This window comes from Prescottella agglutinans, assembly GCF_004011865.1.
Taxonomy (GTDB): Bacteria; Actinomycetota; Actinomycetes; order Mycobacteriales; family Mycobacteriaceae; genus Prescottella; species Prescottella agglutinans.
This window is the reverse complement of the sequence record NZ_RKLP01000002.1, coordinates 542,428-558,280: the sequence shown is the minus strand read 5'-3', so window position 1 is coordinate 558,280 and position 15,853 is coordinate 542,428. Positions and strand designations below refer to the sequence as shown.

The window sequence follows — 15,853 nt, the reverse complement described above, 5'->3', positions numbered from 1 at the left end:
GTTCCGGGGTGCTCGACATGATTGTGGATGCCGCGTTACAGGTACTGTTCGGATCGCACCCGCCGGGGACCGTCCACAGGGGACGGCGCCTCGCACCGAGAAAGCGAGTGAAAGCCAGATGATCGGGACCAGCCGTGACGGCCACGTGGTCACCCTCGAGTTGCAGCGGCCGGAACGGCGCAACGCCCTCAACACCGAGCTGTGCATCGCCCTGCGGGAGGCCCTCGAGAAGGCCGTCGTGGAGGAGGCGCGGGTCGTCGTGCTCACCGGTCAGGGCACCGCGTTCTGCGCCGGTGCGGACCTGTCCGGCGACGTCTACGCCGAGGGGTTCACCGACCACCTGCTCGACATGCTGCACACCATCGACTCGATCCCGGTTCCGGTGATCGCCGCGATCAACGGGCCCGCGGTCGGCGCCGGTACGCAACTCGCGCTCGCGTCGGACCTGCGGGTGGTCGCGCCCGAGGCCCGGTTCGGGATCCCCGCTGCGAAACTCGGCATCTCCGTGGACAAGTGGACGGTGCGGCGACTGGTGTCCCTCGTCGGCGGCGGGCCCGCCCGGACGATGCTGCTCGGAGCCGAGATGCTCTCGGCGGACGAGGCGTTCGCGCGCGGTCTGGCCAACAAGATCGGCGACCTCGTCACCGCGCAGGAGTGGGCGCGGACCATCGCGGAACTCGCGCCCCTGTCGCTGCGGCACCTCAAGCTGGTGTTCAACGACGACGGCACCCGGGAACCGCAGACCGAGGAGCAACTGGCCGCGCTGTACGCGGCGTGGGGGAGCGAGGACGCGCAGGAGGCGCGGGCCGCGCGCCTCGAGAAGCGCGCACCGGATTTCCGGGGCAGGTAGGGGAGCGGGACGACGATGATCGGCAGGGGTGTGCTCGTCGCGGCTGCGGCGGCAGGTGCAGGGTGGGTGGCTCGCGCCGCGTGGGGGACCGTGCCCGCGCTCGGTGCTTCCCGGGCGGCGATCGAACCGTACGCGGCGGGGTCGCCGCGGTACCGCGGCAACCGATTCCACAACTCGGACCCGAGTTCGTCGCTGCCGTCCGGTTCGCAGTCCGGGCTCGCGAAGGCCTTCCTCACCCGCGGCGCCGTGGGTAGGCCGCGCCGCGCGATTCCGCTCGCGACGCCGCTGGCGCCGGCCGCGGCGGGCGAATTGGCCGTCACGTGGTTCGGTCACTCGAGCGTGCTGGTCGAGATCGACGGCCGGCGTGTGCTGACGGATCCGGTATGGAGTGAACGGGTTTCGCCGTCCGCCGTGGTGGGTCCGGCGCGCATGCACCCGGTGCCGATGGCGCTGGGTGACCTGCCCACCGTCGACGCCGTCGTCGTCTCGCACGACCACTACGACCACCTCGACCAGGCGACCATCACCACCCTCGCCCGAACCCAGGACACCGTCTTCGTGGTGCCCATCGGGGTGGGAGCGCACCTGCGACGGTGGAGCGTTCCGGACGGCCGCATCGTCGAACTCGACTGGGACGAGAGCGCGGACGTCGCGGGGCTGACCTTGACGTGCACGGAGGCCCGCCACTTCTCGGGGCGCGGCCTCGCCCGCGACACCACGCTGTGGGCGTCGTGGGTGATCGCCGGGCCGCGACGGAAGGTGTTCTTCGGCGGCGACTCCGGGTACACGCCGCGGTTCGCCGACCTCGGTCGCCGGTACGGACCGTTCGACGTCACCCTGCTCCCGGTCGGTGCCTACGACGAGCGCTGGCCCGACATCCACATGAACCCGGAGGAGGCGGTGCGCACCCACCTGGACGTGGGCGGTTCGCTGCTGATCCCGATCCACTGGGCCACGTTCAACCTCGCGTTCCACCCGTGGGGCGAGCCGATCGCGAGGCTCTGCGACGCGGCGGCGACCGCGGGTGTCGCCATGTCGGTGCCGATGGTCGGTCAGCGGGTCGACGCGCTCCGTCCACCCGACCAGAAGGTCTGGTGGGAGGACCTCGGCTGAGCTGTCACCGGCTGTCGCGCAGCCGAACTCACCGGTGCCGCAGCGATGCGACGAGCGCCCGGACACCGCGTACACCGTGACCGTTGCAGATGTCCACGAATGCCTGCACTGCGTCGGGTGTGACGCCGCCCCGGGTGAGCATCGGCATCATCCTCGGCGGCAGCTCCTGCAGCGACCGTTCGAACAGCAGCGTCAACGGATCGTCCTCGTCCAGCGTCGGTGCCATCGCCGCGGCCTTGCGCCGCATGACCGCCGTCAGCAGCGTCGCGGCGGGGTGCCGGATGTCGGAGATGGGGGTGTCCACGGTGTAGTGGCCGGGCGCGTCGACGACGTTGTCCGGCAGCGGCCGACCGTACAGCGCCGCGAAGGCGTCCCGCTCGAACACCGGTGAGTCGTGGTACGCGGCGGGTCCGGGGTCGAAACCGCTCCGGTCGGACTCGAGCCGCACGGTCGCGGATGCGCGAACGTCGCGCGAGGATGCGCCGACCCGGATCTCGAAGTCGCCCGACTCGATCGACCAGTCGTCGATCGTGGTGTCCCAGAACGAGAACGCGCGGCGATCCACCTGCACGGTGACGCGGCGCGACTCGCCCGCCATCAGGAACACCTTCGCGAAGCCGGCGAGTTCCTGCTCGGGGCGGAACACGGCGGATTCGATGTCGCGCACGTACACCTGTACGACCTCGCTGCCCGGGCGGTCGCCGGTGTTGGTGATCCGCACGGACACGTCGAACCGCTGCTCGGACGCGTCGTCGTTCTCGACCTCGGCGATCTCGAGTTCGGACCACGCGAAGGTGGTGTAGCCCAGCCCGTGGCCGAACGGGTAACGCACGTCCAGCCCGGCGGCGTCGTAGTACCGGTACCCGACGTAGATGCTCTCGCGGTACTCGAGCAGCGCCGGTCCCGCCGGCCACACGTGCACCGGGTTGTCGGTGGTGCGCAGCGGGAAGGTCTCCGCGAGTCGGCCGCCCGGTTCCGCGTCACCGGTGAGGATGCGGGAGATCGCGCTGCCCGCAGCCTGCCCGCCGAGATAGCACTCGACGATCGCGGAGGCATCGTCGTGCCACGGCATCGTCACCGGCGCGCCGCCGGCGAGCACCACGACGACCCGGGGACACACCTCGGCCACCGCGGCGATCAGGGCGTCGTGGCCGTCGGGCAGGTCGAGGTTCGCGCGGTCGACGCCCTCGGTCTCGTAGCTGTCCGGCAGGCCCGCGAACACGACCGCGACGTCCGCGTCCCGGGCGGCGTCCCGGGCCTCGTCGAGCAGCGCGGCATCGGTCCGCCCGGACCCGCGCCGGTAGCCGGGTGCGTACGTGAGCCGGTCCGCGCCGATCCGCGCGGCCAGGTCGGTCCACGCGTCGTCGAGGCGGTGCGGGTTGATCCCGGAACTGCCGGCCCCCTGATATCGCGGCTGCTTCGCGAACTCGCCGATCACCGCGACGCGGGCCGACGGCTCGAGCGGCAGGACGGCGCCGTCGTTCTTCAGCAGCACCGTGCCGGCCTCGGCGGCGCGGCGGGCGAGGGTGTGGTGCGCGGCCTCGTCGTACCCCCGCGCGGCGGCGCGCGCGCCCGCGGTCCGCTCGATCAGGCGGGTCACCGCGTCGGCGGCGCGCTCGACCGCGTCGGCGCCGAGTTCACCGGACGCCACCGCGGCGAGCACCGCGTCGTCGCCGCGGCCGGCGTAGCCGGGCATCTCCAGATCCAGTCCGGCCGCCAGGCACGCCGACCGCCGCGTGACCGCGCCCCAGTCGGAGACCACGAGGCCGTCGAACCCCCACTCGTCGCGCAGGATCCGGGTGAGCAACTCGTGATTCTCGGCACAGTGGGTGCCGTTCACCCGGTTGTACGCGGCCATCACCGTCGCGGGTCTCGCGTCGACCACGGCGTGCTCGAAGCTCGCGAGGTAGATCTCGCGCAGCGCGCGGGCGTCGACGAGCGCGTCGATGCTGTAGCGCCGGAACTCCTGGTTGTTGACGGCGAAGTGTTTGAGCGACGCGCCGACCCCGGTGGACTGCACGCCGCGGATCCAGGCCGCCGCCATCCGGGACGAGAGGAACGGGTCCTCGGAGAAGTACTCGAAGTTGCGTCCGCACAGGGCGCTGCGCTTGATGTTCGCGCCCGGACCCAGCAGCACGCTCACCCCCTCGGTGCGCGCCTCGGTGCCGAGCGCGAGGCCCACCTCCTCGAGCAGTTCGACGTCCCACGTCGCGGCGAGCGCGGACGCGGTCGGGAAGCACGTCGCCGGCACCGACTCGGGGGAGTACCCGGACTCGGTCCGCTGTTTACGGACACCGTGTGGACCGTCGGTGAGTGTGATGGCGGGCAGACCGGTGCCCTGTGGGGCCTGCGTGTGCCAGAAGTCGGCGCCGGATGTGAGGGACACTCGGGCTCGCGTGGTCATGTCAACAGCATGCCCCCGCCGTCGCCGCACCGTGGTCCATCCGAGTCCGCGGCGGCGCGTTGGAATAGCCTTCCTTCATGGCAACGGACGAGTCACTGGGCCAAGACGCGACAGTCGGCGCTGTCGGCACCCTGGAGACCGATCCCCGGCACATCGAGAACGGCCTGACCGCCGACGAGGTGGCGCAGCGGGTCGCGAACGGGCAGACCAACGACGTCCCCGACCGGGCGAGTCGCTCGGTCAAGGACATCGTTCGGGCGAACGTGTTCACCCGGATCAACGCGATTCTGGGCGTACTGCTGATCATCGTGCTGTCGACGGGGTCGATCATCGACGGGATGTTCGGTCTGCTGATCATCGCCAACAGCGGGATCGGCATCATCCAGGAGATCCGCGCCAAACGAACACTCGATCAGCTGGCGATCGTCAGTCAGGCCAAGCCGATGGTCCGTCGCGACGGCGCGTCCGCGGCCGTCGCGCCCAGCGACGTGGTGCTCGACGACATCATCGAACTCGGTCCCGGAGACCAGATCGTGGTCGACGGCATCATCGTCGAGGCGTCTGCGCTCGAGGTGGACGAGTCGCTCCTCACCGGTGAGGCCGACGCTGTGCACAAGCCGGTCGGAGCGCAGGTGCTCTCCGGCAGCTACGTCGTCGCGGGCAGCGGCGCCTACCGGGCCACCAAGGTGGGGCGCGAGGCGTACGCGGCGAAGCTGGCCGAGGAGGCCAGCAAGTTCACGCTGGTCCATTCCGAACTGCGCAGCGGCATCGACAAGATCCTCACGTTCATCACGTACCTGATGATTCCGGCCGGTCTGCTGATCATCTACAACCAGCTGTTCTCGAGCGGCCAGGCACTCGGACCCGCGCTCAACGGCATGGTCGCCGCCCTGGTCCCCATGGTCCCCGAGGGTCTCGTGCTGATGACGTCGATCGCGTTCGCGGTCGGTGTCATCCGGCTCGGACAGCGCAAGTGCCTGGTGCAGGAACTGCCCGCGATCGAGGGGCTGGCCCGCGTCGACGTCGTGTGCGCCGACAAGACCGGCACCCTCACCGAGAACGGCATGAAGCTCGCCGAGCTGCGCACCGCCAAGTCGGACGACACTCAGGCCGCCCGCGCGCTCGCCGCGATGGCGGCCGACGACCCGCGCCCCAACGCGAGCATGCTCGCGATCCGGGAGGCGCTCGCCGACGACCCGGGCTGGGAGCCCACCGCCGTCGCGCCGTTCTCGTCGGCCAAGAAGTGGAGCGGCCAGTCGTACGGCAACAACGGCAACTGGCTGCTCGGCGCCCCCGACGTCCTGCTCGACCCGGACAGCGACATGGCCCGCCAGGCCGAGGAGATCGGCGCGCAGGGGCTGCGTGTGCTGCTGCTCGGCAGCAGCGACCGTCCCGTCGACGCGCCCGACGCCCCCGGAGTCGTGACGCCGCGGGCCCTGGTGGTCCTCGACCAGAAGGTGCGCCCCGACGCCCGCGAGACGCTCGAGTACTTCGCGAGCCAGAAGGTTCAGGTCAAGGTCATCTCCGGCGACAACGCCGTCTCGGTCGGTGCCGTCGCGACGTCGCTCGGGCTGCCCGGCGGCGACCGTGCGATCGACGCCCGTCAGCTGCCCGAGGACCGCGAGGAACTCGCCGACACCCTCGACGAGGCCACCACGTTCGGCCGTGTCCGCCCCGACCAGAAGCGTGCGATGGTCGGTGCCCTGCAGTCGCGCGGGCACACGGTCGCGATGACCGGCGACGGCGTCAACGACGTGCTCGCGCTCAAGGACGCCGACATCGGAGTCGCGATGGGCTCGGGCAGCCCGGCGACCCGCGCGGTGGCGCAGATCGTGCTGCTGGACAACAAGTTCGCCACGCTCCCGTACGTCGTCGGCGAGGGCAGGCGGGTGATCGGCAACATCGAACGGGTCTCGAACCTGTTCCTCACCAAGACCGTGTACTCGGTACTGCTGGCGTTCCTGATCGGCATCTCGGGCGTGGCGTCGCAGATCTTCCACTTCGATCCGCTGCCGTATCCGTTCCTGCCGCGGCACGTGACGATCGCGGCGTGGTTCACGATCGGCATCCCGTCGTTCATCCTGTCGCTGGCCCCGAACAACGAGCGGGCCCGATCGGGGTTCGTCGGCCGGGTCATGCGGTTGGCGATCCCGTCGGGCGTCATCATCGGTGTCGCGACCTACGTCGCGTACCTGCTCGCCTACGCGGGACCCGACGCCACCGAACAGCAGATCGAGCAGGCCAGCACCACGGCGCTGATCACGCTCATCATGATCGCGTTGTGGGTGCTCGCCGTGGTCGCGCGACCGTACGTGTGGTGGAAGATCGTGCTGCTCGCGGGCTCGGTGCTCGGCTACGTGGTGCTGTTCGGATTCGATTTCACCCGTGAGTTCTTCAAGCTCGATCCGTCCAATGTCGCGGCCACGACCGGAGCGTTCGCGATCGGGGCCGTCGGCGTCGTCCTGGTCGAGATCGCGTGGTGGGTGACCGGCCGGATCCACGGTGAGCACCGGCGCCTGTTCGCGTCCAGCGACGACCTGCCGGGAGTGCACGGAGCGTGAAGACGCGGTACCCGGGAACCGCGGTGGCGGTCGGTCCGGGCCAGGTTGCGCATTCCCGACAAATTCGTTGATCACTGTCTGTAGAGTCCGTCCGGCAGACACGACGGACCAATGGGTTTCCGGTCGGGATGAAGGGGAGAGAGCCATTACAGCGCAACTGTTGTCTGACAAGCATGCCGAGGTGATTCGGGCGACCCTGCCCGTGGTGGGCGAGAACATCGGCGCCATCACCGGGCTGTTCTACACCAAGCTCTTCGACGCGGCACCGGTGCTCGAGCGCGACGTGTTCAACAGGAGCAACCAGGCTCGGGGCGAACAGCAGAAGGCGCTGGCCGGTTCCATCGCGAACTTCGCGACGCTCCTGATCTCGGACACCGACGAGGATCCTCGTACGACGATCGGCCGGATCGCGCACAAGCACGCATCGCTCGGCGTCAGCGAAGCCCAGTACGACGTGGTGCACCAGTTCCTGTTCGAGGCCATCGTCGAGGTTCTCGGCGAGGCGGTGACCCCCGAGGTCGCCGAGGCGTGGGACGCCGTGTACTGGCTGCTGGCCAATGCGCTCATCGACGCGGAGAAGCAGCTGTACAAGGCCGCCGACGTGGACCCCGACACCGTGCTCCGCGAGGTCCAGGTCCTGGACGTCGTCCGGCGCACCGAGGACGTGATCTCCCTCGTCCTGGATGCCAGCGGGTTCCAGGATCCCGTTCCCGGTCAGTACCTGTCGATCGGGGTCGCGCTCCCCGACGGCGCCCGTCAGCTCCGCCAGTACTCCATCGTCGACTTCGGCGACGGCCGGATCGAGGTGGCGGTCAAGCGGGACAAGAGCGATCCGCTCGGCGAGGTGTCCAACTTCATCCACGACCACGTCACGGCCGGATCGACGGTCGTCGCCTCGCCCCCCTTCGGCGACGTCGGCCTCCCCGAGGGCGACGGCCGCGTGTACCTCCTGTCCAAGGGCATCGGCAACGCCCCGTTCGTCGGGATTCTCCGGGGCATGGTCGCCCAGGGGCGGAAGAACCCCGTCGTCGTGATCCACGCCGATCCGGACGGTGCATCGCACGCCTTCGCCGACGCGACCGCTGATCTGGTCGACAAGCTGGGCGGCGAGCACGTCTTCTGCTACACGCAGCCCGACGAGACGTTCCCCCAGGCAGTCGAGGAGCGCACTTTCGAGGACAACGACCACGCTCTCATCTGCGGCTCGGTCGACTTCGTGGCGGCGACCCACAAACTGCTCACCGTGGCCGGCGTCGACGACTCCCGGATCCACTACGAGGTCTTCGGGCCGGACTCGTGGCTCCGGTCCTGACAACTCGACACGTATGAATACAGGGTGGGGCCATTCCGATATGGCCCCACCCATATTCTGTTTCAGCCGCTTTCACAGTCGCGGACGCTCGTTGCGTCCAGGAAGTGAACGATCAGAACGATGACCCTGACCCGGCCGGGGGTGGGCCCGGAGATCGATCATCGAGAATCGCTTCGCTACGAACCGTTCGCGGCAACCCGCGGGATCTTCTCGATGATCAGGGACGCGGAATTGCGGGGGTCGGCGATGTCCGATCTCGATTCGTACCTGCAATCCCTGGAGATCCAGTACTACCTGAAAGGGGTTCTGGAGGTGTTCCAGGAGTCCGACGCCCTGTACCGCCCCCACGCCTCCTCGATCGACGTTTCCGGGCCGGTCGCTCGAATGGTCGCAATCCTTCGGGAGAAGTTCGGTCCCGGATTCCATGATCGTGTTTCCGAATCCTCCGTGCAGATCGCCTTTCACCAGGGCGTCAGCGAAGCTCTATCCGCCGTTATCGATTGGTCTCGAAAGGTCGTGACTGTCTGATGTCCGAAGCCGCCGTTGCGCCGAATTCGTCCCTCCTTTCGCCCGTGTCCCTGCCCGTCATCGAGGCGACTCTCCCCGTGGTGGGCGAGAACCTGGGCGAGATCAGCCGCATTTTCTACGACAACCTGTTCGACAATCTCCCGTCGTTGGAGAAGGACCTTTTCAACGAGACGAACCAGGAGAGCGGGGAACAGCAGAAGGCTCTCGCGGGCGCGATTGCGGCCTTCGCCACCCTGCTGGTGACCGAGGACGCGCCCCCGGTCGATCACGTCATGTCTCGAATCGCCGCCAAGCACGCATCGTTGGGCATCACCCCGGTGCACTACGACCTGGTCCATCGGGCCCTGTTCAAGGCGATCGTCCAGGTGCTCGGCGACGCCGTGACCGCGGAGGTCGCGGCCGCGTGGGACGAGGTCTACTGGCTGATGGCGAACTCGCTCATCAAGCAGGAAGCCGGGATGTACGAGAAGGCCGGTGTCCGCTCGGGGCAGGTCTGGACCACGCTCACGGTCGTCGGCCGCCGCGAGATCGCCCCGGGGATGTGGGCGTTCACCCTCGCCGGAGACGAAAAGAGCCCGATGCGGCAGTTCGAGGCCGGTCAGTACATCTCCGTTTCGGTGATCTACGAGGACGGCAGTCGGCAGATCCGCCAGTACACCGCGATGCTGGGCGAGGAGCCGGGTACCTGGGAGTTCACCGTCAACGCGGTGCCGGGCGGCCGCGTGTCCACCAAGCTCGTCGCCGAGGTCGGCGTCGGGTACCCGCTCGTGGTGTCGATCCCCTCGGGGACGCCGTACCCGGTGCCGGGCGACGACCCGATCGTGCTGGGTTCGTCCGGGGTGGGTGCGGCGCTGACGGTCGCGGTCCTCCAGAAGATGGTCCGGGACCTGGACAGCCGCCCGATCCAGGTCTTCCACGTCGACACCGACGAGGAATCATTCGGGCATCGTGACCAGATCCTGGAACTGCTCGGCGCGTGTGCGGGCCAGAGTTCGATCGACACCTTCTACGTCGGCGACGTGGCGGAAGGCATCAGGCTGCTGCGTCAGCACGACTGGGACCGGAACGCCGACGTGTACCTGTGCGGATCGCCGCAATTCATGCGCCAGGTTCGCAAGATCGCCGTGGTGAAGGGGGTTCGTCCGGAGCGCATCCACTACGAGGTGTTCACCCCGGACTCGTGGCTGGGCTTCGACTGAGGTCGGCCGGCGAGGGATACGGGCGGAGGGGGGCAGGTGGCGCGGCAGGCTCGTGCGGTGGCGACCCGGCAGCAGATCGTGGTCTGTGCTGCGCAGATCTTCGACCGGCTCGGGTACTACGGTGGGCGCGTGGACGAGATCGTCGACTGTGCGCGAATCACCAAGGGCGCGTTGTACTTCCACTTCGGATCCAAGGACGGTCTCGCGCAGTCGATCATCCGGGAGCAGCGGGGCATCGCGGAGGCGTCGACCGAGGCGATCGCCGCGGCCGAGGTGTCGGCGCTCGAGCAGGCGGTGATGCTGTGCCACGAGATGGCGCGGCAGATCATCACCGACCCGATCGTGCGCGCCGGGATCCGCCTGACCGTCGAACTGGGCTCGTCGGGCGCGGACAGCGGGCCGTCGGATCCGTACAGCGCCTGGACCGACGGCTGTACCCGCTTGATCGAGCGCGCGATCGAGCAGGGTGACGTCGCCGACACCGTCTCCGCGCAGGTGCTCGCGCGACACCTGATCTGCGCGGTCGCCGGCGCCCAGTCGGTGTCGCGGATGCGGACCTTCTTCGGGGACCTCGATCGGCGGGTCGACGAGATGTGGGCGGTGCTGCTGCCGGGAATCGTGCCGGCCGCCCGGCACGATCGGATCGGGTCGGTCCGCTCCGCCCGGTGGTGTGCTGCGGGGGAGTGAGCCCCGGCAGGTCCCGATATGTAGTGTGCACGTCACGTGCATGATGCACATCGGGTACTTGCGGGAGTGAGGCGTTGTGGCGGAACCGGTCGAGGAGCAGCAGGTCCTCTACGTGTACGACGGTCTGACGGACGAGGAGATCGCGCGCGAGGTCGACCTCTACGGCCCCCTGACCGCGAGCGTTCGGGACCTGATCGAGGTCGCGTTGGCGACCGAGGTCGGTGAGGACGACATCCGTCGCGCGCACGAGCACATCGAGGCGGCGAAGGCGTTGCTGGGCAAGCAGACCCGGCAGAGCCCGTACGGTGTGCGGTGGAGCGCCTCGGGAACGAAGCGGGCGTGGGGGAACGCGGTCGTGGGCCTGCGGAACGCGGTCGCGCCGCCGGTGGTGATCAACCGCGAGGCCGACGGCCGGGTGTGGGCCGACTTCGAACTCGGCATGGCGTACGAGGGCCCGGCCGGCCTGACGCACGGCGGCATCTCGGCCCTTGTGCTCGACCAGGTCCTCGGCGAGGCCGCCGAACACGGTGGCGCACCGGGGATGACTGCGACGCTCACCCTGCGCTACCGGCGCCCCACCCCGCTCGGCAAGCTGCACGCGGAGGCGCGGATCGACCGCGTCGAAGGCGTCAAGACGTTCGTCACCGGCCATCTCGCCGGCCCCGACGGCGTGTGCGTCGAGGCGGAGGGCATTTTCATTCTGCCCCGCTGGGCGCGGTCCGGGGACGGGTCGGGCGCGCTGCCGGTTCCGGGATCCGCCTGAGCGGAGATCGGATGCCGCCGTGGCGACCGCGGCGGCATCGATGTGAAACTGGACAGTGGGCACGGCAGGCGTGCGCCAGGTGGAGAGGATGTCGGCATGGGCTTCATGGATTCGGTCAAGGGACTCGTGGACAAGGGCCAGGAACTGGCTGCGGAGCATTCCGACAAGGTCCAGGACGTGATCGACAAGGCCGCGGACATCGCCGACGAGAAGACCGGCGGCAAGTACAGCGAGCACATCGACAAGGCTGCGGAGGCGGCGAAGAAGGTTGTGCCGCCGAAGGAGTGACCGTCGGACGGTGACGGCGCGGCAGATGAGTGACCAGGGGCCGTTCGGCGGCACAATCGTCGTGTGAACGGAACCCTGGTACTCCTCGTCGTCATCGTGTCGATCGCGGTGACCGGCCTGGCGAAGCGCCGGGACCTGCAGGTACCACTCGTTCTCGTCGCCGTCGGATCGGCGGCGTCCTTCATCCCGGGATTGCCGCGGCTGGAACTGGACCCGGAGATCATCCTCGGGCTGGTGCTCCCGCCGCTGCTCTACTCGGCGGCCCTGGACTTCTCCCTGTCGAGCCTGCGGCGCAACATCGCGCCCATCCTGCGCCTGGGTGTCGGGCTGGTGCTGGTGACGGCGTTCGCCGTCGGGTTCTTCGCGAACTGGCTCGTCCCGGAGCTGACCCTGGGTGCCGCGCTCGTCCTCGGCGCGGTGGTGTCGCCGACCGACGCCGTCAGCGCGGTCTCGGTGGGCCGCAAGCTCGGTCTGCCGAAACGGGTGCTGGCGATCCTCACCGGCGAGGGGCTCCTCAACGACGCGACCGCGCTGACCCTGTTCACGGTCGGTGTCGCCGCCGTCGCGGGCACCCGCGTCGTCGTCGAGCAGCCGGTGCTGTTCTTCCTGTACGAGGTCGCCGGTGGTGTCGTGATCGGCATCGTGATGGCCACGGTCGTGCGGCTCGTGCGGGCGCGCATGTACGACTCGCCGCTCGAGACCGTCCTCGGGCTGGTGCTGCCCTTCACCGCCTACCTCGCCGCGGAGGAGATCCACACCTCCGGCGTGCTCGCGGTGGTGGTCGCCGGGTTCCTCATGGGTCACCACGCCACCGACGTCTCGATCCCGACCCGGCTCCAGGAACGGTCGCTGTGGGCAACGCTGGACCAGCTGCTCGAGATGTTCGTCTTCGCGTACATGGGACTGCAGCTCAAGTTCGTCATCGACGACGTCGCCGACGAGGGGCTCCCCGTCCACCACGTGTTCGCGTACGGGTTCGCGGTCCTGGTGGTGGTCATCCTGGTGCGGCCGGTGTGGGTGTTCCTCAACTGGGGGCGACTGCGGTTGCGCTTCGTGCCGCGGCGCGGGTCGGCGGCGCGCGCGGGGCTCACCTGGAAGCAGAAGCTGGTCGTCTCGTGGGCGGGTATGCGTGGTGTCGTCACTCTCGCGGCGGCGGGCGGCGTCCCGGTGCTGACTGCGTCGGGCGAGCCCTTCCCCGGCCGGGGCGTGATCCAGGCGATCGCGTTCGTGGTCGCGGTGGGCACGCTCCTGATCCAGGGGTCGACGATCCCGTTCCTGATCGAGCGGCTGGACGTCGCGGATCCCGCGGAGGCCGAACGTGGCCGGCAGCAGACGAAGCTGGCGCGACGCATCGCTGCCGACGCCGCCGATCAGGCACTCGCCGAGGTGGCGGCCGGTCCGCCACCCGGAACCGACCCCGACCAGTTCGTCCGCGCACTCAACCGGGTGCGCGTGTCCATCCGGGCGCAGGCGCAGGTAGAAGAGGCCGAGGGCGACGACGAGAGCGTCACCGAGCTGCGGAAGGCGGGGACGTTGTTCGATTCGGTCCGGCGCCGCGTGCTCCAGGCCCAGCGCAGTGCCCTGATCGCGGCCCGCGACGAGGGACTCCTCGACGACGAGGTGCTGCGGGCCGAACTCGAATCGCGCGACATCGAGGAGGCCGCGGCCGAACAACGCGTGCGCCGTCGGCGGGGATGATCCGCTCCGGTGACGGGACGGGCACAATCGAGCCGTGACCCGAATCAGGACGGTACTCGTCGCGCTCGCGTGTGCGGCGGCGGTCGCGGGCTGCTCGGCGACGGCCGGGGAGCCCGACGCCGGGACCACGCCGGGCACGACGGCGATCACGCTGCCCGATCCGTCGGAGCGTGGCCTCGTGACGTCCGCCGAACCGTTCACCGGCACCGGACTGTCCGGCCATCGGATCCTCTACCGGTCGACGTCGGGCATCGACGGCCGCGGCACGGAGGTGTCGGGCACCCTGTTCGTGCCGCCGGGGCAGGCGCCGCCCGGCGGGTGGCCGATCGTCACGGTGGGACATCCGACGACCGGCCTGCTCGACGAGTGCGCACCGTCGCGCGCCCCCGACCTGTTGGGGTCGGCCGGACTGGTCCGGGACCTGCTGGCCCGCGGGACGGTCGTCGCCGTCACCGACTACGAGGGCTTGGGCACCGACGGGCCGCACCCGTACCTCGAGCCGATCACGGCTGCGCACAACCTGATCGACGCGGTCCGGGCCGCGCGGTTCCTGGTTCCGGACGCGTCGACGCGGTGGGCGGCGATCGGGGTCTCGCAGGGCGGGCAGGCATCGTGGGCGGCCGCCGAGCAGGCGGAGCAGTACGGTGACGGTCTCGAGTTCGTCGGCGCCGCGAGCCTGTCGCCGCCCGCGGACCTCAGCCCGATCGTCTCCGACGGGCCCCCGAATCTGGATGTCCCGCAACAGTTGTTCCTGCCGGTGCTGCTCGACGGCCTGGCGGTAGCGCACCCGGATCTCGACGCGAGCGCCTACATCCGCGGGCCGCTCACCGAGAACCGGGACGTGATGCGCTCGTGCACGGGGCCGCTCGCGTCGAGGAAGCTGTCGGTGGCGCTCAGCGTCACCCCGGCCGACACGATCCCGCGCAGCACCGATGACGTGGTCCGGATGCGCGAGTGGCTCGCGCAGGACGCGCTGCCGCAGCGTCGCGCGGCGGCGCCGATGCTGGTGGTGGTCGCCGGTCGCGACAACCTGATCCGCCCCGACTGGACCACCGCGGCGGTCGGCCGCGCCTGCGGTCTCGGCGATGCGATCGAGTTGCGATACCGGGCCGACGACGTGCACGCCGACTCGCGTGCGCTGCCCGGCGCGGTCGACTGGGTGACGGGGCGGTTCACCGGCGCGCCGATCGTGAACACGTGCGCCGGCCAGGCGGCCCCGTGAGCGCGGTGCTGTGGACCGCGCTGGTGGTGGTGGTCGCGGTGGTGGCCACCGTCGTCGCGATGCGGACACGGCGGGTGCTCACCACACCGGCCGAGCGGGCCGTGCACGACACGCTGCACACCGCGTCGCTCGCGGCCGGGCCGCTGCGCCGCGGACTCGACGAGTCGTCCGCCCGGGAGGCCGCACCGCACCTGCGCCGCCTGACCGGCGCCGAATCCCTCGCGATCGCCGGCCCGGACGGCGCGCTGCTCGCCTGGAACGGCCCGCACGAGACGCTGTCCGGGCAGTTCGTCGCGGCGGCGGCGCGGGCCGTCGACGGCGGCCGGCGGGTCCTGGTGGGGCAGGGGGACCTCGAGCGCGGGCCCGGCGACCACGACGTGCGAGCCGTCGTCGCGCAGCCGTTGCTGATCGAGCGCACCGGCGTCGTCGGAGTGCTGGGCGTGGTCACCACGACGGAGCCGGGCCCGGCGATGCTGGGTGCGCTCACCGAGGTGGCGCGGTACGCGTGCGGCCAGATCGAACTCGCGGATCTCGACGCCTCCCGGGCCCGACTCGATCGCGCCGAGGTGCGCGCCCTGCGTGCGCAGATCAGTCCTCATTTCATCTACAACGCGCTCGGCACGATCGCCTCGTTCGTCCGGACCGATCCCGACCGCGCCCGCGAACTCGTGCTCGACTTCGCCGACTTCACGCGCTACTCGTTCCGGTCGGCGGGCGAGTACACCGTCCTCGCCGACGAACTGCGCAACATCGACCGGTATCTCACGCTGGAACGGGCCCGGTTCGGTGACAACCTCGAGGTGCGACTGCAGATCTCGCCCGAGGTGCTCAGCGTGGTGCTGCCCTTCCTGGCGCTGCAGCCGCTGGTGGAGAACGCCGTGCGGCACGGACTGTCCGGGAAGCCGGACGGCGGGACCGTCACGATCGTCGCGTCCGACGCGGGCCCGGACTGCATCATCAGCGTCGAGGACGACGGCCTCGGGATGGACCCGGAGTTGCTGCGCTCCGGGGAGTTGGACGCCGTCACGTCGCGGACCGGCGGACCGAGCACGTCCGAGGCCGCGCACGTGGGTCTCGCGAACGTCGACGACCGGCTGCGGGCGGCGTTCGGCAACGACTACGGCCTGGTCGTCGAGACCGCGCCCGGTGCCGGCACGAAGGTCAGCATGCGGGTGCCGAAGTTCCGTCCCGGGATCCGGGCCTGATCCCGACCGTTCGGCCCGCCTCG

General features: G+C 70.0%; 13 protein-coding genes. 12 read left to right on the top strand and 1 reads right to left on the bottom strand.

What is annotated here, in order from left to right; translation table 11 throughout:
• The first annotated feature begins 118 nt into the window (after positions 1-118).
• Complete coding sequence (locus EGT67_RS06610) at positions 119-850, top strand: enoyl-CoA hydratase (RefSeq protein WP_127915249.1); 732 nt, start codon at positions 119-121, stop codon at positions 848-850.
• Positions 851-865: 15 nt separating this feature from the next.
• Positions 866-1,963, top strand: coding sequence for an MBL fold metallo-hydrolase (locus EGT67_RS06605; protein WP_127915248.1), 1,098 nt, complete (start codon positions 866-868; stop codon positions 1,961-1,963).
• A 28-nt stretch (positions 1,964-1,991) separates the two neighbouring features.
• Here EGT67_RS06605 and EGT67_RS06600 read toward each other — a convergent pair whose 3' ends face one another.
• Positions 1,992-4,367 (bottom strand): glycoside hydrolase family 3 C-terminal domain-containing protein, encoded by a 2,376-nt coding sequence (locus EGT67_RS06600; protein ID WP_127915247.1) that lies wholly within the window; start codon positions 4,365-4,367, stop codon positions 1,992-1,994.
• 77 nt (positions 4,368-4,444) lie between these two features.
• Between EGT67_RS06600 and EGT67_RS06595 the strand changes: the two genes are divergently transcribed.
• The 10 genes from EGT67_RS06595 (at position 4,445) to EGT67_RS06550 (ending at position 15,830) form a co-directional block, all read left to right on the top strand.
• Positions 4,445-6,928, top strand: a complete 2,484-nt coding sequence (locus tag EGT67_RS06595; protein WP_127915246.1) for an HAD-IC family P-type ATPase — start codon at positions 4,445-4,447, stop codon at positions 6,926-6,928.
• A gap of 160 nt (positions 6,929-7,088) precedes the next feature.
• A complete protein-coding gene (locus tag EGT67_RS06590; RefSeq protein WP_206612297.1) occupies positions 7,089-8,240 on the top strand; it encodes a globin domain-containing protein in 1,152 nt (383 codons plus the stop codon).
• A gap of 120 nt (positions 8,241-8,360) precedes the next feature.
• Positions 8,361-8,768: a hypothetical protein gene (locus tag EGT67_RS06585; protein WP_127915245.1), complete on the top strand. Its 408-nt coding sequence runs from the start codon at positions 8,361-8,363 to the stop codon at positions 8,766-8,768.
• Between the two features lie 44 nt (positions 8,769-8,812).
• Positions 8,813-9,967, top strand: a complete 1,155-nt coding sequence (locus EGT67_RS06580; RefSeq protein ID WP_164877493.1) for a globin domain-containing protein — start codon at positions 8,813-8,815, stop codon at positions 9,965-9,967.
• 36 nt (positions 9,968-10,003) lie between these two features.
• Positions 10,004-10,654, top strand: a complete 651-nt coding sequence (locus tag EGT67_RS06575) for a ScbR family autoregulator-binding transcription factor (RefSeq protein ID WP_127915243.1) — start codon at positions 10,004-10,006, stop codon at positions 10,652-10,654.
• Positions 10,655-10,730: 76 nt separating this feature from the next.
• On the top strand, positions 10,731-11,417 hold the full coding sequence (locus EGT67_RS06570; RefSeq protein WP_127915242.1) for a PaaI family thioesterase: 687 nt from the start codon (positions 10,731-10,733) through the stop codon (positions 11,415-11,417).
• A 96-nt stretch (positions 11,418-11,513) separates the two neighbouring features.
• Positions 11,514-11,705: an antitoxin gene (locus EGT67_RS06565; RefSeq protein WP_127915241.1), complete on the top strand. Its 192-nt coding sequence runs from the start codon at positions 11,514-11,516 to the stop codon at positions 11,703-11,705.
• Between the two features lie 63 nt (positions 11,706-11,768).
• Positions 11,769-13,403, top strand: coding sequence for a Na+/H+ antiporter (locus tag EGT67_RS06560; protein WP_127915240.1), 1,635 nt, complete (start codon positions 11,769-11,771; stop codon positions 13,401-13,403).
• A 34-nt stretch (positions 13,404-13,437) separates the two neighbouring features.
• A complete protein-coding gene (locus tag EGT67_RS06555) occupies positions 13,438-14,625 on the top strand; it encodes a lipase family protein (RefSeq protein WP_127915239.1) in 1,188 nt (395 codons plus the stop codon).
• A 59-nt stretch (positions 14,626-14,684) separates the two neighbouring features.
• Positions 14,685-15,830 (top strand): sensor histidine kinase, encoded by a 1,146-nt coding sequence (locus EGT67_RS06550; RefSeq protein ID WP_421958102.1) that lies wholly within the window; start codon positions 14,685-14,687, stop codon positions 15,828-15,830.
• Positions 15,831-15,853: the final 23 nt, after the last annotated feature.

Coding starts and splice junctions, on each gene's coding strand:
- EGT67_RS06565 (WP_127915241.1), top strand. CDS start 11,514: ATGGGCTTCATGGATTCGGTCAAGGGACTCGTGGACAAGGGCCAGGAA.
- EGT67_RS06585 (WP_127915245.1), top strand. CDS start 8,361: ATGACCCTGACCCGGCCGGGGGTGGGCCCGGAGATCGATCATCGAGAA.
- EGT67_RS06550 (WP_421958102.1), top strand. CDS start 14,685: ATGCGGACACGGCGGGTGCTCACCACACCGGCCGAGCGGGCCGTGCAC.
- EGT67_RS06595 (WP_127915246.1), top strand. CDS start 4,445: ATGGCAACGGACGAGTCACTGGGCCAAGACGCGACAGTCGGCGCTGTC.
- EGT67_RS06600 (WP_127915247.1), bottom strand. CDS start 4,367: ATGACCACGCGAGCCCGAGTGTCCCTCACATCCGGCGCCGACTTCTGG.
- EGT67_RS06610 (WP_127915249.1), top strand. CDS start 119: ATGATCGGGACCAGCCGTGACGGCCACGTGGTCACCCTCGAGTTGCAG.
- EGT67_RS06605 (WP_127915248.1), top strand. CDS start 866: ATGATCGGCAGGGGTGTGCTCGTCGCGGCTGCGGCGGCAGGTGCAGGG.